Source organism: Asprobacillus argus (assembly GCF_032248395.1).
Taxonomy (GTDB): domain Bacteria; phylum Bacteroidota; class Bacteroidia; order Flavobacteriales; family Flavobacteriaceae; genus Polaribacter; species Polaribacter argus.
Window position 1 is genome coordinate 161094 of sequence record NZ_JAVTTO010000001.1, and the last position, 21128, is coordinate 182221.

At 35.4% G+C, this 21128-nt stretch carries 11 protein-coding genes; 3 read left to right on the forward strand and 8 right to left on the reverse strand.

Translation table 11 applies throughout. The features are described from left to right. Nucleotides 1-173: 173 nt before the first annotated feature. Nucleotides 174-695 (forward strand): DinB family protein, encoded by a 522-nt coding sequence (locus RQM59_RS00790; RefSeq protein WP_349240149.1) that lies wholly within the window; start codon nucleotides 174-176, stop codon nucleotides 693-695. Here RQM59_RS00790 and RQM59_RS00795 read toward each other — a convergent pair whose 3' ends face one another. After that, entirely contained in the window at nucleotides 696-1178 is a 483-nt protein-coding gene (locus RQM59_RS00795; RefSeq protein WP_349240150.1) for a hypothetical protein, read from the reverse strand. Between the two features lie 72 nt (nucleotides 1179-1250). Here RQM59_RS00795 and RQM59_RS00800 point away from each other — a divergent pair, with 72 nt between their 5' ends. Together RQM59_RS00800 and RQM59_RS00805 are read left to right on the forward strand one after the other, a co-directional pair. Then, nucleotides 1251-2354: a sensor histidine kinase gene (locus RQM59_RS00800; RefSeq protein WP_349240151.1), complete on the forward strand. Its 1104-nt coding sequence runs from the start codon at nucleotides 1251-1253 to the stop codon at nucleotides 2352-2354. A 5-nt stretch (nucleotides 2355-2359) separates the two neighbouring features. Further along, nucleotides 2360-3127 (forward strand): LytR/AlgR family response regulator transcription factor, encoded by a 768-nt coding sequence (locus RQM59_RS00805; protein WP_349240152.1) that lies wholly within the window; start codon nucleotides 2360-2362, stop codon nucleotides 3125-3127. Here RQM59_RS00805 and RQM59_RS00810 read toward each other — a convergent pair. The 7 genes from RQM59_RS00810 to RQM59_RS00840 are packed head-to-tail and all read right to left on the reverse strand — an operon-like array spanning nucleotide 3122 to nucleotide 21110. Beyond that, nucleotides 3122-4156: a methyltransferase gene (locus tag RQM59_RS00810; RefSeq protein WP_349240153.1), complete on the reverse strand. Its 1035-nt coding sequence runs from the start codon at nucleotides 4154-4156 to the stop codon at nucleotides 3122-3124. The two genes, RQM59_RS00805 and RQM59_RS00810, sit on opposite strands and share 6 nt — an antisense overlap. Before the next feature lie 11 nt (nucleotides 4157-4167). Then, nucleotides 4168-4773: a VC0807 family protein gene (locus tag RQM59_RS00815; protein ID WP_349240154.1), complete on the reverse strand. Its 606-nt coding sequence runs from the start codon at nucleotides 4771-4773 to the stop codon at nucleotides 4168-4170. 4 nt (nucleotides 4774-4777) lie between these two features. Then, nucleotides 4778-5491 carry a 4'-phosphopantetheinyl transferase family protein gene (locus RQM59_RS00820; protein ID WP_349240155.1) on the reverse strand — a complete coding sequence of 238 codons (714 nt, stop codon included), beginning with the start codon at nucleotides 5489-5491 and terminating at the stop codon, nucleotides 4778-4780. Beyond that, a complete protein-coding gene (locus RQM59_RS00825) occupies nucleotides 5488-9474 on the reverse strand; it encodes a non-ribosomal peptide synthetase (protein ID WP_349240156.1) in 3987 nt (1328 codons plus the stop codon). The genes RQM59_RS00820 and RQM59_RS00825 overlap by 4 nt, the downstream gene beginning before the upstream one ends. A gap of 13 nt (nucleotides 9475-9487) precedes the next feature. Beyond that, a complete protein-coding gene (locus RQM59_RS00830) occupies nucleotides 9488-10603 on the reverse strand; it encodes a zinc-binding dehydrogenase (RefSeq protein ID WP_349240157.1) in 1116 nt (371 codons plus the stop codon). A gap of 3 nt (nucleotides 10604-10606) precedes the next feature. After that, nucleotides 10607-16123, reverse strand: a complete 5517-nt coding sequence (locus RQM59_RS00835; protein WP_349240158.1) for an SDR family NAD(P)-dependent oxidoreductase — start codon at nucleotides 16121-16123, stop codon at nucleotides 10607-10609. Further along, entirely contained in the window at nucleotides 16101-21110 is a 5010-nt protein-coding gene (locus tag RQM59_RS00840; RefSeq protein ID WP_349240159.1) for an amino acid adenylation domain-containing protein, read from the reverse strand. The genes RQM59_RS00835 and RQM59_RS00840 overlap by 23 nt, the downstream gene beginning before the upstream one ends. Nucleotides 21111-21128 lie beyond the last annotated feature (18 nt).

Here is a 21128-nt window from a genome sequence, read left to right on the forward strand (position 1 = left end):
AGGTATATATCTTGCTAATCTTTAAACATCTAATTGTGTTGTTTGGTTTCTTTTGTGACGAATGGAATTATGAAAAACCAATCATCACAAATTAAACGGTGCATCACAATCTACTTTCTAAAAAGAGTTTATCGAAATAGCTTTGACACATCATTTTAAAATCATTATGCATCATGAAAAATTCGATTATTAAAAAACAATCTCTATTGTTTTTATTTGTATTAGCGGTAAATCTAACGTTTGCTCAAGTCAAGCCCTCTCAAGCATTAAAAGCCTGGGATAATATGTCGGCAATGGTTATTGGGACAGCCGAAGCTATGCCAGCTAACTATTATTCATTTAAACCTACAAAAGAGTTACGAAGTTTTGCCGATCAAATTGGGCACACTTCTGGAGCAAACTACTTATTTGCATCTGTAGTAAAACTTACTGCGCCGAAACCCTCTCCAATATCAGGCAAAAAAGATAAAACGAATGTTGTTAAAGATCTAAAAGCCTCGTTTGAATTCATTAAGTCTGGGATGAAAAAGTTAACACAACAAGATTTAAATGAGGAGATTAAGTTTTTTGGAAGTACGATGTCAAGATTGCAAGCCATTTTAATAATGACTTCGCATTTACAACGTGAACATGGGAAAACTACTATTTATACAAGGCTAAAAAATATTGCCCCTGCTAAGTCAGGAGGATGGTAATTATTTTTCTAGGTTAGTTGAGAAGCCAGCTGAAATTACATCTTTTTGTATCATAAATTCTTTACCATCATAGCATAGTTTAGAATTTCCTATCGAAATCTTTTCGGCTGGTTTTATTTTATACGCTCTTACAATTTCATTTGTTGGATTTCCTGGAAAGCTGAAACTTGATTTTACAGCCAAATCTATATTCTTATCACTAGTATTAGTTAAAAAGAATCCTTTACCACAGTCATCATTCACTTCTGTCATCGATAGACTTGAAACAGCGCCTTGACCAAATGCATCTCCATGAAAATCCATACCACCGTTATTATTCGTAAAAAGAGCATAGTAAATTTCCACATAGGTCAGTTCACTTATATTCTTTACACTTTTCTTTTCAGAGGTGTTTATCGAATTCTTTGATGGTTTGGAATTGTTCTTACAGCTGCTATAGAAAACGAACAGTGTTAAGAGTAAGAATAATGATTTTAACTTCATGTTAGTATAATTATGCGATGAAATATAACTATTTTTAGGCATGCCTAATGTTAAAATAAACGCAATTTTTGAATGATCAAAAAAGTGGTTCAATATTATAAAGATATTCCGGTATCCTTAAAAAAGATGTTCATCGCAGCTTTGGCGATAGCCGTCTTTTTTATTCTCAAGGCATATACAAATCATCTGATCAATCAATATAATTATACGTTCAGCTGGCTACTTATTTCTCTTAAGTTGATAATTACCTATATCACTTGGATCGTTCTAGCTCCCTTTATCCATACCACCTCAAAACACTTACAGAAACGTAATGGTTCCTTCGTAAAGAATCTAGTTACTTTCTTTTTGTATGCCATTGTACTAGCATTCCTACATCAATTGATCGTTTCCAGATTAGACGATTTTGTAAACTATCTGAGTAGTGGGTATATGAAGACTTTTCTGGGGCAAAATAATAGAACAGTGTTAGTACTAGGAACCTTTTCCAGTTTTATTGAGCTACTTGTAATCGTTGCGCTGTTTTTGGCAATGGACTATCAGAATAGATATCTCCAAAATCAAAAACAATTGATCGCAGCACAACTCAATGCATTACGAATGCAATTGCATCCTCATTTTTTGTTCAACACATTACATTCTATAGCTTCTATGATTGATATAGACACCAAAAATGCTCAAAAAATGCTGAGTAAATTAGGGAGCCTATTGCGAAGTATGTTAGAATACGATGCAGAACAATTGGTAACTGTTGAAGAAGAACTCGCTTTTATAAAAGATTATCTGGATTTGGAACAGGTTAGGTATCAAGATCGAGTCGTAATTAAATATACCATTTCTGATGAAGTTTTGTCTTTAAAAATTCCGAATATGATCTTTCAACCATTGGTAGAAAATGCCATCAAATATGGTGCTATTCCTACTGTAACGGATGGAGAGATACATATAAACTTTACTTTGGAATCGAATGAGACACTGAAACAAGAGATGTTAACCATGCAAATATCAAATACATTTAATGTCAAAAGTAATCACGTAAAACCAGAAGGAACAGGGTTTGGGCATTTGAATATTAGAAAAAGGTTGCAGCAATTTTACGGAAATCTTTTTGTGTTTTCTGCCGATTTTAACACGCCAGAATTATATGTTTCAAAAATTAGTGTCCCTATAAATTAATAACTATGAAGCTTCGTTGTATTATTATTGATGATGAATACTTAGCCAGACAACGGCTATTGAAATTGGTGAAACCTTATGATGAAATCAATGTAATCGCCGAATGTAAAAATGGTGCCGAGGCCATCGAAAAAATTCACTTAAAAGAACCAGATATCATTTTTCTTGACATACAGATGCCAGACATGAACGGGTTTGAAGTATTAACAAAACTCAAGGTGCATCCATATATTATTTTTACCACGGCATACGATTCTTATGCTATTAAGGCTTTTGAAGTAAATGCAGTTGATTATCTATTAAAGCCTTTTGACGAAGACCGTATACGTATTGCTCTGGATCGAGCATTTGCACTTAAAAAAGAAAAAAAAGAAGCACATATAGAAGGTAGGATCAAAAAATTGATGCAGGCTTATGAAGCAAAAACTTCCGAGTTTCTATCTCAATTCAGCATTCAAAATAAAGGTAGAGAAACCACGATCTTTATAGACGATATTGTCTATTTTAAAAGTGATGGAAACTATGTGAGAATCATTACTGACGAAAAAACCTATTTATATCGAAAAACCATTCGTTCTATTCATGAGAATATCAATCCCGAGGTTTTTTTACGAATTCATAGGTCTCTGATTCTAAAAAAGACCTATATACAAGACACTAAGTATCTTGGTAATAATACTTATCAATTTCAGTTGAAAAACGGTGAACTTCTTACCTCTTCAAGAACCTATAAGTCCGAAATAGCGATTTATCTATCCGAAACAAGATTATAATAACGAATATTCGATGATCTGTCTGTTAGTATCTGTAGCGTAGATTTTTTCTAAGTGAAAGCCACATTCTTCTCCCAACTCTTTATATTCTTCCCTATTTCGTTCCTGACCATCTACCAGAATCATAAAGTTTAGACTCATCCAATTAGAAATATCTCCAGTTCCATCATCAGGCAAAATGTTTTCTATGATCAACATTCTTTTGTCACCTATAGGAGTATCGATACCATTTGTAGAAAGCATTGCTTTTCTGACATTGTTTACTATTTGTTTCGTCTTATTTTCGGGCCAATTATGAATTACATTTTTCATGGTATACAAATCTGCCACATCCGGAACTTCATTGAAAAAATCTCCTGCTAACTGATTTTCTTCACTTAAATTCCCTTCATCGAATGTTGTTGCAAGATCAAAAACAACTCCTTCTAAGTGATTGTTTTGTTCTAGCATAGACAACAAAAAAGAGCCTTTACCTCCTCCTATATCCATCACCTTTTTAAAAGGTTTAAAGTCGAACGCTTCTACAATTTTTGCGTCTTCCGTTTTCCATATCTTAAACATGGCCTCATGAAAAACTTCTAAGAGCTGTGGTTTGTCTTGTAAAAAATCAAGCGTTCCATTTTCCACTGTAGGTGAATATTCTTTTCCGTTTCCATTTTTTAATATGCTCACTAAGTGTCCCCATGGCATATAACGGTATTCGGCACCGTTTAATCTTGCTTCTGCCCTTTTAGAATATGGGTGATCGCTTCCCAATATGGCTCCAACATCTGTAAGCGCATACGTCTTTGTTTGTTTGTTAAAGGATACATATCCTAATTCATCAACACATCTTAAAAATTGTTTCAAATATGCTCCATTAAGGCGCAATTCTCTACTCAAATCTGCATGGGTTTTAGGAGCCTCTTTTAAAACATCTGCCATGGCTAACTCGGCGAAAGCATAGGTGCATTGCTGCATCCAGTTTCCATAGATCATTTTAGAAACCATTCCTAGGTTTTGCCGTGTGGTATCATCCATTTTTTTCATTCAAAATACGATTAAGATTGTGGTTTGGTTTTTTTGATGATGTAGATTACATAGACTACCGTAAGACCTGTAAACACATATCCAAGTACTGAACTCGTGACCTGAATGGTGTTAAACGCTTCAATTCCTTTATTGAAGATCAAAAAGGATTTGATACCTCCAACAACTACTTCTCTAAGTACTAAAAACAAGGTAAACTGCACGAAATAATGATAATTCTGTGCAGAACGATACAAGGTTTTAGATGCTTTTCTTGGTACTCCCTTTGCGTACGCATAGTCTATAAAAAAGTACATACCTATTGGTCTTTTGACAGCAATGGTTAACAGATAAAAAACAATAGAAATAATACTCATATACACACCATTCCAAAGCTCTTGTTCGGCTGTTTTGGATAGTAAGTTAAATACAAAATTCAATGAAATTAATGAAAGAAAGAAAAGACCTGTAACATTCCATTCTTTCTTAATTACCGCCATAGCAATGGTATAAATCACTGCTGGCAACATTCCATATAAAATAGCGTAGTAATCGCCTAAGTTTTCTCTAAAAAGGTTCCACATTAATAGTGGGACTCCCAGGTAGAAGAATGCGTCTAAAAAAATTCTTTTGCCCATATTGTTACGTATTAGTTATTGAAAAATTATGTTTTTGAATAGATCTGAACTCTAGTTCTGTCGGATATGCAATGCAGGTTACTACATCATTATGAATCCATGCCAGGGCTTGTAATCGTATCAGGTATTTGAATTTGATTGTATACATCCGAGCTGAATAGTTCACTTCTGATATTTCAAAAAGATGTTCAGGAATCGTAAATCCAGTTCGTAATGCCTTTGCTACAGCTTCTTTTGCTGCCCAGTATATATGTTTTTTTTCTAAAGTTAAATCTGCTTCATAGCTGGCTAAAAAATGTGCCAACGACGATTCATTCTCCTTAGATATTTCCTCAATATCTATTCCGATCGGATACCTACTTGTTTCAGTAACAACAGCAGCGACATACGCTTTGCTATGCGCAATAGAGATCCACATATTCTGAATTTCTTTTGTAGTAAGTAAAGGGAATCCCCATATTCCATGTGTAATATTCATCACACTCGGCTCCAGTTTGTCCTCAATAGCAGCAATACTATTCTTAGCAAGTAACCTTCCTGCAATAAACTCATTTCGTCTACTCGCCACTTTAAATTTTTCCAATAGCTCTTTTTCCTCGGGAGAAAGTAAAGATCGAAGTTCCTGAACAGTATTGTCATAAAAAGCTTTAGATAATACTAAGCGTTTTTTTTGATCACCCTCAATGAAATGGACAAAATATGTTTCTATCTGTGTCATATTTTAGTCTGTTTTTGCAGCCAGTGCTGAATTGTACTTGCAATAACCTTAGAATTTTCTGTATTCATCATGGTAATATGATTACCAGGTACATGCATAATGGTCAGGTTTGAGCAATAGTTTTTCCAACCTAAATCCTCAGTTTCGACTAATGGATTTTTATCTACCATAAGGTTTTCACTAGCCTTTAATAATAGTACTGGGCCTTCATATTTTCGAGGTACAAATTCAGTCACAATTTCATTATGCATTACCAGCGTATCTAGAAAAATTTTAAAATTCTCTAGTGTTGTTTCTTCAGGGGTTAATTGCACTCTAATAAACTCATCCAGTATTCCTTGATGATCAACCGTGTCTTTCTCTATAATTCTTCTATCAAATTGCCCGCTTGTGAAAATGTGTACTTTATTCAGATAGGTAAACAAACGATCCTTATAAGAAACATCCTCATCCTTTCCAATACTTGTTGCCGGTTGATCCAGCAATACTAGTGGAATTTTTGTATTCTCTTGCGTAAATAAACATGCCATTTGATGTGCGATCAGGGCTCCCATGGACCAGCCTGCCAAAACCAGATTCGATGTAAATTCTTGTTCTAACAATGTCTTAAAGTAACTACTCGCAAGTTCTTCTAAAGACAGCTTTGAACTGTCATCTTTGGGATATGTATAATCGAACGAAAAAGTATCCATCTCTGAAGAAAGTGCCGTTGCAATTGGGTAATAACACATGACATTTCCTCCTGCTGGATGAATCCATACACTTTTTTCTTCTTGCTGATTGTCTACTAATGCAATCGGGTTTTGTGTGGTTGTCAAGCCCTTCGAATTATTTCGTAACAATCCAGCCAACTCTTTAATTGAGCTATGGCTAAACAAATTGGCAATGACCAATTCGCTATTAAACGCTATGTTAATCTTTGACATTAATTGTATTGCCAATAAAGAGTGCCCTCCTACATCAAAAAAGCTATCTTCTATAGAAATGGCAGTAGTTGGAAATAGTTCCTTGTAGAATTCTAATAATTTTATTTCAAAAAAATCTCGCGGTCCTATTTCTATGTCATCTTCCTTAACATGAATGGCAAACTCTTTTAACTGTTGATAATCTATTTTTCCATTACTGGTCAATGGGATACTTTCAACAAAAGAAAAGGTAGGAACGAATAGTTCTGACACATATCTTTTCATATAAGATACAAGCGTATTCGAAGTTAGCTCATTAGAGCTTTGCACTGCGGCAAAGATCTTATCGTCATCATTCAGAAATACGCAAGTGTTCTCAATATCATCATGACTTTTTAAAATACTTTCTATTTCTCTTAACTCGATCCTAAATCCATTGATTTTAACTTGAGAGTCAGATCTACCTAAAAAAAGAAGGTTTCCTACATTGTTAATGACTCCTCTATCTCCTGTCTTATAAAATCTGTTTCCCTCTAACTCTAAAAACTTCTCAGAAGTAAGTACGGAGTCATTTATATATGCATTTGCCAAATTGTTACCGCTAATATAAATCTCACCTTCTACTCCAACTGGGACCGGTTGAGCATATTCATCCATAAGGCAAATAGTAGTATTGTGTAGTGGTTTTCCCACAGGAATAGGATATTCCATTTGATGCATATCCAACTCATGCGTGAGCACACCAATAGTTGTTTCTGTCGGACCGTAATGATTAATCACCCTAAGCTTTTCCGGTCCACTATCCTTAAGTTTTGCTAATAATGAACTAGACATGGCTTCCCCTCCACATATCAATAGTTTAATGGGTAAGATATCTGATATCTGCTCTGAAAATGCTTCTAGATGAGAAGGAACTATTTTGAGAACATCGGCAGGATAGGATTTGAAGAAATTACGCAATAACAAGGGATCTACAATCATATCTTCAGAAGGAAGTAAAAGAGCTGCCCCAGCACCTAATGCCAGAAAAATAGCCGTATTTCCAAGATCAGCTTGAATGGCAGACACGTGAGCAAACGTTTGTAGTTGATTGTCATTAAGAACATCTTTCATTCCCTTAGTGTAATTCAATAAAGCACTGTGAGAGACTTGCACTCCTTTGGGTTTTCCAGTGGTTCCAGAAGTATATATGATATAGGCAATGTCATTTTTTTTCAACGTTATATTAATCTCATCGTCAAGAGACTTATCGATCAACTCGTTTATTGAAATACATAGAATATCTTCTATTTTTTTATTCGAAAAAATGGCAGAAGCCTTACTATCTCTTACAATATAATTTAATCTTTCCTCAGGAATATTTGAATCGATGGGCAAATAGGTAATCCCACTTTTAAAGCAGGCTATTATTCCAATAATGAATGTTGTATTTCTACCTGTATCCAATATAACAACACCTCTTTCGTTGATTCCTTTCTGTTGAAACAATGCTGCTAAGGCATTGGCTTTTCGATTTAACTCCGAATAGGTAGTTTCTTCATTAGAATCAACTACAGCAATTGCATTAGGAGACTTCTTTAATGATGTGTAAAATAACTCTAACCAGGATTCTTCCGAATGGTCAACGTTCTTTCCGGACAGTACGGAAATTTCATTTTTAGGAAATACGGTTTGCTTACGTATCAGCTGTTCCGGATTCTCTATTACGGAATCAATTAGATGTTGATAATGCTTTAAAAACCGTTCAATCTTCGCCTTGGAAATTCTGGTATTCTTATAAGTCAATGACAGTTTGCAATCATCTCCAGCTACTTCTACCCATAAATTCACATCGAACTTCGACATTTTATAATCTATTGGCAGCATGGCATACTCATCTTCTTTATTCTTTTTAGGAAAATGTTGATAGGCAAAATGCGTATTAAACAATACATTCTCTTCTAAGTTCCTTTTGGGATTTACTGCTTTGATTATTTCTGTAAAAGGAACCTCTTGTCTATTCATATACTGATTTACATTTTCAATAGACCTTTTCATCAATTCATAGAATGAAATATTCATATCCACTTGCAAACGCATAGGTAGGGAATTAAAGAAAAGCCCGTATGTCTTATGGAAATATCGTGCGTTCCTATTGGCAACCGGTGTGCCTATAATTAAGTCTTTTTCTTGTGTGTACACACTTGTTACAACAGAAAAACAGACGAGAAAAAACTGAAAGGCCGTATAGTTATTGTTTTTGCAAAACGAATGTATCTTTTGCCATGTTTCATCGGGAAAGTCATATACCAACAAGCTTCCTTCATATGAATCTGTAGTAGTATAAAAATCCCTTGTAAAACGCGCTGTTGTTGGTAAATCCGATAATTTTTCTTTCCAAAAACGTATTTGTTCGCGATACGTTTCTGAGCGCATCCAATCTTGCTCCCATTTTACAAAATCTATATATCCATATTCCTTTTGAGGGCTTAATCGTGCACTTTGAGCATCTAAGTTCAAATCATTAGACAACAATGCATTCGTCCAACCGTCAGAAATAATATGTTGTAGGTTTAAAAACAATACAAACTCATTTTTAGCAAGCTTTACCAACTTGGCTGAAAACAACGGAAGCTCCGTAAGATCAAATTGTATAGCAGAATGTGCCAAGGCAATTGCTTCTACTTCTTTATCCTTATCAGTATTGTTACTACTAATATCCTCGTAACTTAATGTAGGTGTATATGATTCATGTATTCGTTGGAAAACACTTCCATTCTCTTCGTGAAAAGTAGTTCTTAGTATTTCGTTTTTAATAACTGCCTGTTGTAGAGCTATTCTTAATGTCTCCTCAGAAACATCTTTATACAATTTTACTGCTATCGGGATATTGTATAACGAACTGTTTTTAAACAAATAAGATAAAAACCAAATCCGTTCCTGAGCTCTAGACAATGGATATCTTCTTTCAGGATTTCGCGGCATTTTTTCAAACTCTTTTTTAACAGTACCTCCTCCAGATTTATTTCTTGAAGCCAAGAGCTTTCGTATCTGATCTGGACTGAGGTTTTTTAATTTATCTTTTAAAGAGTCTTGCATTCGATTTTTACTTTTAATCGTATTTGACCACTAATTTACCAATATGTGTTCCTCTAGACATAGCTGTAATGGCCTTTTTTAGGTCTTTAACAGGGTATACGGTATGAAAAATCGGTTTAAATGCTTCTTTTTCGAATAGTGCAACGATCTCTTGTAGCGAAGAGTTCATTAAAGTAGGGTTCAGAAAGAGCAACGAAATATCCAAAAACTGAAATACAATACCATTACTGAACAACTTCATACCAAATGAAGTATCTTTTGCGATGTCCTTTTTGTCAATATGAATAAATCTACCAAATGGATTTAATAATTTAATACTCTCAAACATCAATTCTCCTGCAAGCGTGTTCAAAACAATATCCATTTCTATATGTTCCGAGTTTAAGGCCTGCGCAAACTCCGTAGATCTTGAATCATATACATATTCAATACCTTCTTTTTTTAGATGGTCTCGCTTTTCGACCGTACCAGCCGTAGCATATATAGTAGCATCTTTCCATTTTGCTATTTGAACTGCCGACAATCCGACACCTCCCGAAGCTGTATGAATCAGTAAGTTTTCAGAAGCAGATAATCGTCCTAACTTGATCAATCCAATATAAGCCGTTAAGAACACCGTAGGAATACAGCTTGCTTCTACAAAAGACAAATTCTTTGGCTTTAAACAAACACATTCTTTATGTACATTAAAAGTTTTGATAAAATGACAGTTATCTCGTAAGGTTTCATCATTCTCCGTATGCCCGATATGGATAGATATTACCTCATCTCCAGGCTTAAGATTAGTCACATTGCTCCCAACTTTTTCTACAATACCTGCATAATCAGATCCCATATTGGTAGGCACACCTGGAGAACTAGGGTATTGTTTAGATGCGATCATGACATCTCTAAAATTTAAACTAGAAGCTTTTGCTCTGATCTGCACATAGTCTGGTCCAGGGTCAGAAATTTCAATTTGGCGCAAGCCGAAATCAAATGGTGTTTCAGAATTAAAGGTGTATTCAAAGTTCTTAGAAAGATCTACTTCTTTTTTTACGGTTTTATTCTTAGACTTTGTCAGCTTCGCTAACAATTCTGCCTGTTTTTCTGGTGGTAAGCTTTTTATTTTCTTTAAAAAATCATTCATAGATTATTCGTTCAAAAGTTTTTCAAGATCTTCTGTTGAGTGTTCTCCTAATATTTTTTCCAGCACCAATTCTCCTAATTTAAATACGGTTGGGTTATTTACAAACTCGTCCGTAGAAATAGCAACATCAAATTCATCTTTGATACCAGATACTACTTGAATTGCTAATAGTGAATTCCCTCCTAAACTATTAAAAGCGTCATTCAACCCAATTTTGTTAATTCCTAAAATTGCTGTCCATACTGCTGCAATAGTTACTTCTATTTCATTTTCGGGTTTAACGTAAGGCGTGTCTATATCTGGCCTATCATCTACGTCAGCTACTTTCTTTGCACTTGTAATCTTTTCTTTTCTCTTCTTAATTAGAACCGAGTGTCTGGAGTCGTCCATATCTCTTAAAAGATCTTTTACGTAAATGATTACCTGTGGAAGGTTATCATTACAGAGCATTGTTTCCAATACTTCTTCGCCTTCATTAGGTAAGATATCATCTTCTAATGCTTCTAAAACAACTTCTTCTGTGCTCTCCTTGGTGGTATTATTTTCAGAAACATCAGCTAATTTTACAAAGGAATAATCCAGCACATCTGCGATTAATTGACCCTCTACATCAAATAATTGGAAATCGAAAGAAAGGTGATTCTCTTTTGGTTGCTCCTCTGAAACCTTCGCATAGGCATAAAACTCTTGTTTAAAAGGTGCATATATATTTACAGCTCCATAGGAGAACGGTAAATAACTACTCTTTACATCATCCATATAACCAAAGTGAGCAGATGTAGCAACATCCATCATTGCCGGATGTAAGAAGAAATATGAAAAGTCATCTTTGAACTCATCATTCAAGGACATTTTTGTCAGCCATTCACCTTCTCCAATATGTATCTTTTCTTTACAATCCCAACGCTTACTATATTGTAGTGTAGGTTTATTATTTCCATCTGTGATCACCAGCTTATGAGGACTATCATCCTCTTTAAGCATGGCATTTAACAATGCATCTACGTCAATTTTTTCAAGATCTTTATGTTCTTTAAAAATAACTTCTCCAGTAAAGTGATCCTGCCATCCACTTTGATCAGTTACCGAGCTTCCGCTGGTAATACTCTTAAAAGTAAATGTATAATGTCCATCTGATTTCTGATCGCAAAACAGATACAGATCTCTCAGCATATTTGGCATAATCATTAATGGTGATAAGAATGTCGTGTTTTTAAGTGTTAGATCCCCCGTTATTCCTTCTTTTTCCTTCCATTTGATCAATGTTTCGATATATGATGTTCCAACCATTGTTGGAATACTGGTCAATAAGTGTTCTTTAAAGATCCAGTGCTTATCAATATCTATATGTATTTGATGACATGATTCATTCTCAGTCTTATGAGAAAATGACAGCTCTATTGGGTAATTTTCAGATGAATGCCCAATCACTTTATGACCAGATTGATTGTTCTTATTCTTTAAGGTCTCCATTCTCCAATCCGCAGCCATTCCTACTAGTCCCCATTGCCCCCAGTTTATCGAGCTTACTGCGGCCTTATCATGCAACCATCCGGGCGCATTCGCACATGCATCCATAAATGAGTTTGCAGCAATATAATCTACTCTTCCAACTTCACCTAAGATGGCAGTTATAGAAGAAAATAAATAAATAAAGTCGACATCTCTATCTTTTAAAAGCTCTTTCAAAATAAGCGTTCCTTGTACCTTAGGTTCAATTACTGGTGCTATTCTTTCTTTATCAATAGACGCTACAACGCCTCCTCCAGCAACACCTGCAGAGTGAATTACACCATTGATAGCTCCGTATTTCTCTTCAACAGCATCAAAAGTTTGTCGCATTTTCTCAAAATCCAATACTCCAACACTGTAATATGCAACTTTAGAACCTAGTTCTTCTACCTTTTGAATTGTTTTGATCTTTTCTTTTAAAACGGAATCTGTGTTATCATCCATCAATAAAGCACCCCAATCCTTTCTATCAGGAAACGCTTTTCTTCCTGTCCAAACTATAGTAGCTCCTTGTACCTTTTTAGCAATCAACTCCGACAATACTCTACCAATACCACCAGATCCCCCCGTGATAATATATACGCCGTTATCCTTTAACAGCTTTGTATCTCCATCATTAGGGACTCTTATTTGTTCAAATGTCTGCGTCCATCTGTTCAATCCTGAATATGAAATAATATTCTCATCTGTTTCTGAATTTACTTCTTTAACGATCTGATCGGCCAGTTTTGACACATTATTTGGGGTCGTTGCTGTAATATTGATCAACTGTGTAGAAATCCCTAAGTGTTCTTTAAACAACACTTTCATAGGACCAATGGCCAGAGTTTTTTCAGGTCTTGCATTTCCGGTTCCAACAACGTCAAATCCATCATTTATCAAGGATACAACCCGTACATTCTCAATAATATTGTTCGTAATGATTCCTTTTTCTAAGTATAAAAGATTATAGAAATTAGTATTTAATTCCTCTGCCGCATTCTCCAATGAAATAAGGTTATCATTTTCTGAAAAAGACCATGTGTATACTACTTTTAAGCCAATGTTTTCTTCATTAATAGCTTCAAAAAGTCTTTCATAATCTTCCTTTTTTGCAGGGTTGATGGTAAACATATTTCCATCTTGATCAAAACTACTTCCTTGTTGAACAGTATAGTATGTTTTACCTTGATCTTGTAGTTTTTCTACGATGGATTTGGACAATTCGCCATCGATAAAAATCAACCACTTATCTATAGTAGATACGGCTTCTTTTTCTATTTTCGGAAGAAAATCTATGGCACTCGTTTTTTTCCATGATGGCACAAAATACCAATCCTCTACCATAGGTGATTTTGTGTTTTCTCCTAACGCCATATTAGAAGATTTTGCAGAAAAATCTACCAAATACGATTTGCGATTAAAAGGTAACAATGGAAATGGCATTTTATCATATGCAGAAGAATCGTATCTAGTATCAAAATCAACAGGTATATTTTCCATCCATAACTTACCTAAGGCATAATCCATTGAAATAACTGCATCTGTTTTATCTTGCAATGTAGAGATAACCGCGTGTTTCATTTCTTTCGTTATCCTTCTTTTAACTGCTGATTCTAAAGATTGTCCCGGACCGCACTCAAAAAACACAGCAGATTCATTCTCTAATACTTGCGAAGCAGCATCTCCAAACCTTACTGGATCTACCACATGATTGATCCAATACTCTTGACTTTGCGCTTCCTCATCGGTTAAAACCTTACCAGTAACAGTACTTATAACTGGAATTTTTGGTACATGTAAAGAAACCGTTTTAAAGAAGTTAGCGTACTCTTCTAAACAAGGCTCCATCATGGTAGAGTGAAACGCATGAGATGTAGGCAGCAACTTATTAAATACCTTGTCTTCTTTTAATTTTTTAGCAAAAGCTTCGATATGTTGAGTTTCGCCAGAAACAACTACTAATTCAGGGCTATTAATAACCGCAACACACAGTTCTTTAGGGAGAATCTTTAACAATTCCTCTTCACTCATTAATACGGCTAACATAGATCCTTGCGGGAGGTCAAAAACGAGCTTCCCTCTTATGGCAACCGATTTTAACGCGTCCTCTAAAGACATGATCCCAGCAATCGCGGCAGCTACATATTCACCTACACTATGACCTATCAACTTCTCTGGCTTTACTCCATAGTTTTGTAATGTATTTGCTAAGGCATAGCTGATCATAAAGATCGCAGGTTGTGTGATATAGGTATGATCTATTTGCTCTTTGGATTTTTCCTGATCTTCGTCTGAAGGAAATATAATTGTACGAATATCTATACCAATAATAGCTTGTAGTGTTGTTGCACAGTAATCAATGCATTCTTTAAAATCAGGAATGTTTTCATATAGTTCACGTCCCATATTTATAAACTGGTTTCCTTGACCTGGAAACATGAACACCAAATCTTTACTTGCCAAAGTAGCTTGTCTTAATGGTGACGACTTTTCCAAACTCTGTAACAGGTCAGTGTATTCTTTAAAAGGAAACACAGCTTTATATTTCATCGGTTTTCTAGCCACCCTTGATGTATGCGCAAACTGACTTAGGTTTGTGTCAGGGTGTTCTTCTAAATAGGCTTTTACTTCTTTACAATAATTCTCGAAAGAATTTTTACTATGCGCGGAAAGAAAAAGGGAATCATACTGTTCTTTTTCTTCTGCTTTTTTGAGTTGAGGCGGCTCTTCCAAGATTACACAAGCATTGGTTCCACCAACTCCAAAGGAATTTATAAGCGCTCTTCTAGGAACTCCGTTCTTTTCCCATTGTTTTGTTTTTGTGTTTACAAAAAATGGACTTTCATTAAAATTGATCGCTGGATTTGACTCGTTATAATTTAAGGAAGCAGGTATAATACCGTGCTTTAAACTTAGCGAAGTTTTAATAAGGCTAGCGACTCCTGATGCCACATCGGTATGACCAATATTAGTTTTCACAGACCCTAAAGCACAATATTGTTTATCGTCTGTATACTGAGAAAATGCTTCGGTAAGTGACGACACCTCAATAGGATCTCCAACTGGAGTTGCTGTACCATGTGCTTCTACCATAGAAATGGAACGAGGGCTTATGCCAGAAAACTCAAGTGCTTCTGTAATCACTTCTACCTGACCCTGCACACTCGGTGCTGTATACCCCGCTTTTCTATTTCCATCATTATTAATAGCTCCACCTAAAACAACTGCATAAATATGGTCTTTATCTTCTATAGCATCTTCTAATCTTTTTAATGCTACAACACCACACCCTCTACTAAAGACTGTTCCTTGCGCATCCTTATCGAAAGTTCTACATTTCCCATCGGGAGATTCTAAACTCCCTTCCTGATAGGTGTATCCTTTGGTTACTGGGAGTTCTACAGTAGCTCCTCCTGCTAACACTACATCTGACTGATAGCTTAGTAAGCTATCAATTCCCATAACAACACCAACCATAGAAGTAGAACAAGCACTTTGTACATTAATACTGGGTCCTTTTAGGTTTAACTTATACGAGACACGTGTGGTAACATAATCTTTATCATTACTAGTAATAATCGAAGTACCGTTTGCATACTTTAACACAGATTCGTTTTCAATAGTATCTAAAAGATGATATGGAGATCCAGTTCCTCCGAAAACGGCAACTTTCTTATCTGTATTAAACGGATCGATTCCTCCATCTTCTAATGCATGCCATGCACACTCAAGAAAAAGTCTATGTTGCGGATCTAATAACTCCGCTTCTCTTGGCGTAAAATTGAAGAACTCCGCATCAAACATTTCTGCGTCTCTAACCACACCTCTTCTTCTTACATAATTAGGGTTGTTATAGGTCTTTGGTGATACTCCAGCCTCCTTTAATTCTTCTTCGGTAAACTCTACTAAAGACTCTTTCTCTTTTACCAGGTTTTCCCAAAACTCCTGTGCATTATTCGCTCCAGGTAAACGACAGTCTATCCCTACGATTGCTATCTTGTCTTTATTTTCTTCTTGATCTTCCATACGATTGTTTTTTTAATTTAGTTCTATTTCTGATGGAACTTGCCCTATCAGAAATAACATTTGCATATCTTTTTTTATACTCTTCTGCCAGTGCTTTAATATTTGGGTACTGATACAATTCTATAATTGAAAAGTTCGTCGATAACAATGTATCTAATCGCTCTTTGATTTTGAGGAAAAGCACTGAATGCCCTCCTGCATCAAAGAAATTGTCTGTTAACGAAAAATCTTCGTGCCCTATTACTTCACTCCAAATCTTAAAAATAGATGCTTCTATATCACTTTTATCTTGTTTTGTATTCTGTGTATTAAAATGTGTTCCATTTGTATTGATCGCTTTTTTCTGTGTATTCTCTTGCAATGCGTTGAAATCTATTTTACCATTTGGTAATTTTGGGATTTCTACGACATCGTATATAAAAGAAGGGATCATATACTTTGGTAGTTCTTGCCCAAGTGCTCTTTTGAGATCGTCGATATTTATCCTCACATCAGAAACAATCAAAGCATTTAATCGTTCGTCATCTACATCCATGGTATTCTTATAGGCAACTGCCTGACGAACTCCAGGATACTTTTGAATAGCTATTTCTATTTCTCCTAGTTCCACACGATATCCTCGAATCTTTATCTGAGTATCATTTCTTCCATGAAATTCAAAATTTCCATCCATTAACATTCTCCCAACATCACCTGTCTTATATATTGTTTTTGAATCAATATCTTTTGAGGCAGGAACAAATGCGTTTTCAGTTTGTACCTTATTCTTCCAATAACCTTTAGCTAGAATATCTCCTCCGATATATAAATGTCCAGGGACTCCTCTTGGCACCAACTGTAAGTCATCATCTAACACATACATAGCACTGTTAATAATAGGCTTTCCTATAGGAACATTAACATATTCAGAACTTCCTAAACATCTATGGTGCGCCATAAAAATACTTGCCTCCGTAGGTCCGTATAAATTATGTAATGATCCTGTGAATTGTTGTGCAACCTCATTTTTCAGACTTATTGGCATTTTTTCTCCTCCACAGAATACCTGTTTTAATGAATCTATGGAACCAAACATATTCGCATCATTAAACAATCTCAGTCCAGAAGGTACGAATTGAGCTATAGTAACCTTATGTTCATTTATGACAGCGGCAATTTGCTCTGGAGATTCTATATCTGCTCTTTTTTTCAATACAACCGTTCCTCCTGAAATTAGCGGAAGGAACAGCTCCCATGCGGAAATATCAAAACTGATGGACGTTTTCGCTACTATTTTAGTAGTTTCATTAGTCCCAAAAGCTTGTTGCATCCACAACAGATAATTGGCGACGCCTTTATTTGGAACCATAACTCCTTTTGGTTTCCCTGTAGAACCTGAAGTGTATATTAAATATAATAGGTCGTCTTGAACAACCTCCGTAACCATATTCTGTCCAACCTCTTCAGATTGAATAAGTTGATCAACAAAAACAGTTTGTATATTTTCACTTAAGAAATCAATAGATTGATTAGCGGTTGTTAATACACAATTTGTTTCTGCATGTTCTAGAATGTACTTTGTTCGCTCAAAAGGGTATGTTGGGTCTAGAGGGATATATGGGATTCCTTGTGAAGCCATTGCCAACATGGCAATGATCATTTCCGGAGTGTGATCCATATAGATGGCTACCAGATGTTCTTTTCTTAATTCTAAGTTCTTTAGATGTGATGCAGTTAGTATTATCTTTTTCTCCAGTTGTTTATAGGTAAAAACTGTATCGTAAAATTCAATTGCAGGAGCATCTCCATGCTCACTGCATGCTTTTTGAAATAGGTTAAATAAGGTCAGTTTCGAATGAAAATCTACCTTTGGTCCTAATCCATTTCTTAAAACTACTTCTTTTTCCGAACTCCATATTTGAGGAATGCTTCCGATTTCAGCCGTAAAATCTTCCAAAACATCAGATAGCGTTTGTTTAAAGATTCTGACCATCTGTAATGCAAAGGCTTCATCAGTTATGCCTTTATCATAGGTAACCTTTAAAGTGATTTCATCGGTATTATCAAAACATTCGAATTGCAGATCACATTTTGCATTCCCATTCGAAACCTCTTTGGCTTGTATTTGTAAATCATTATTGTGAAATGAATAACGATCTGTTTGATGATATGCAAATAACAATTTAAACGCATTCAACGTAAAATTGACACCTTCTTTTCGTAAGATTTTCATCAATTCATCCAATGGTGTTTGTTGATGATCTAGTATTCGAACAGTATCTGATTTTATTTCATTAACCAGTTTATCAAACGGCTTATGTTTATCGCATTTCGTTCTTACAAAAAGTGTATTGGAAAAGTACCCTATACTTTTTTGCTCTGCCTTAGACAGTCTATTCGCGAATGGCATAGCAATTAAGTATTCTTCTTGTTTACCAATTCTATATAAGGTTGAAGCAAAAGCGCTCAATAACAGCATATTTAGGGTGACATCCTTCTCTGCTGCTAAATGTTGTAGTTTTTTTCTTAATGAGCTATCAATATTGGCGAGTATCGTTCCTGATTCAAAAGAGTAATGTTCTTTTTCCTTATAGATCTTTGGTAAGCCGTGTATTGCTCTCACATCTTTTAAATATCGCTTCCAAAAGCTTATACTTTCTTTATATCCTTCTGACTTTTCATAGTTGGCTCTTAACTGAGTGATCTCAGAAAAAGATACCACTGGTAACAGGTCTGTATTCGGCGAACCTGCGCTATAAAGAGCAGCTAATTGTTGAATAAAATTAGGTAAAGATTCTCCATCAAAAACAAGGTGACTTACCACAAATCCTAATACATAAGTATCCTCATTTACCTTATACAATTTAATCTTAAACAAATCTCCATCAAAAGTGAAAGGAGTTGCTGCCATAGCAGAAATACTATCATCTATAAATCGTGTTCTTTCTGAAGGAAGTATATCCTCTGCCGTTTCTAAGACTAATCTAACATCCTTCTTCTCTCTACTGAAATATGGATTTCCGTCTTCTACTTTAAGTTTAGAAGACAGTAATTCGTTGTTTTCTATTATGGTTTGAATTGCCTGTTCTAATTGCTCGAGATCTATTGCCCCTTTAAGTGCTATTGAATAGGCTATGCTATACGAGGTATTCTTTGGGTTTGCCTGCAAGAAAAAGAACAGGGCCTTTTGTGGAACACTGAGTTCAATTCTTTCTGAATGTATTCTTTTAGGTCCTTGCGGAATGGATTTAACGAGTGTTTCTTCTGAAAAAGAGGCCAACAATGCTGCAGGAGTAGGGTCCTTGAAAAAGTGCTGGAAGCTTATCTTTTGGAAAAACACCTCTTCTACTTCGATTAGTAAAGAGATCATTTTCAATGAATTTCCTCCAAGGTCAAAGAAGTTATCCTGTAATCCAATGCCTTCAACTTGTACTATTTTTTCAAAAAGCGCTATTATTTTTTCTTCTTGCTCATTTGAAGGATTTATATAGGCAGTATTAAGTTCTGGTCTTGAAAAATCGAGCTTTGGCAATTGTTTTCTATCAATCTTACCATTGGCTAAAACCGGAAACTCATCAATAAAATTCCATTTTTCCGGAATTGCCGCACTGGGTAAAAAATCTAACAGATGTGTTCGTAGTTCTTGAATACCTACTTTTTTAGAACTTCCATTTTTTACATAGGCTACTAAAGTTTCTTCTTCAAATAATACCACAGTTTTGGCAACCGCAGTATAATTTGTTAACACATTTTCTATCTCTCCGAGTTCAATTCTCTGTCCGTTGATCTTTACCTGTTGGTCTTTTCTTCCTGAAAATCGATATTCATTTTCGCCAACCCTGGAAACAACATCTCCTGTATTATATACTGTAACAGTACCATCATTTTCCGAATCATACTTAAAAAACGTTTCTTGAGTAAGTGGATCATTTTTTAAATAGCCATTTGAAATTCCAGGTCCTGATGCATATAGAAACCCTTGTTCTCCTAAAGCCGCTTCGTTTCCATCTTCTTTTACTACGTAAAAACTGGTGCCCGGTAATGGATTTCCAATAGAGATGTCCTCTGCTGATGTAACCTTCTTACAACTTAAATTTGCCACCGCTTCCGTAGGCCCATATAGGTTCCAAATAGGTGTACTAGGAAAAAGGTTTTGCGTTTCTTGAATAAGATGTTGAGATACATCTTCTCCAGAAAGAAATAATGCTTTTGGCGGATGTAAAACCTGACCGTTTTTGCGTTTCTTAAACCACTCTAGCGCTAGTGTCCAAACTGAAGGAACACAATAGAGTCCGAAATCAGGATGCTCGGTATACCAGCTAAACAATTTTTCTGGATCATTCAATAAACCTTCTACTATATGTAGGGTTTCTCCTGTTAACAAACATGAAAATAGTTGAGAAACTGCAGCTGCAAAATTTATATCTGAGGTTAGTGGCAGTTTATTTTGGACGGTTGTTTTGAAAAACTCTGCTGTCCAAGAGGTGTAATACGACAAATTTGTATGACGGATTTTTACCCCTTTTGGCTGACCCGTAGATCCCGATGTGAAAAGCACATACGCCAGATCTTCTTCTAAAATAGCTAGATCTGGTTTAGGATAGGCTTTTGTTAGCTCTAAAGTATCGTAGATAAAATAGTCATACGACGCAGGTACCAACGACTCCTTATACTCTTCATTTGTAATAACCAAGCTACTTTCAGAACTATCAATAATATGTGCTATTCTTTCTTTTGGAAAATTAATCGATATGGGTACATACGTTGCTCCCGCACTCATAATTCCTAGAATACTAACAACAAATTCTATACTGGGTTTAAGCACTACAGATACAGCGTCCCCTTTTTTAATGTTTCTTTCTTTCAAAGAGCACGTCAAGGCGTTCATACGATCCTCTAAATCTTGATACGTGACTTTGGCGTTGCCGCATACAATCGCAGTTCGCAAAGGATGCAATTTGGCGTTTTCTAAAACGCTAAATAGTATTGGGGGATACCGTTTCTTCAAATCGGTGTTTTTATATTA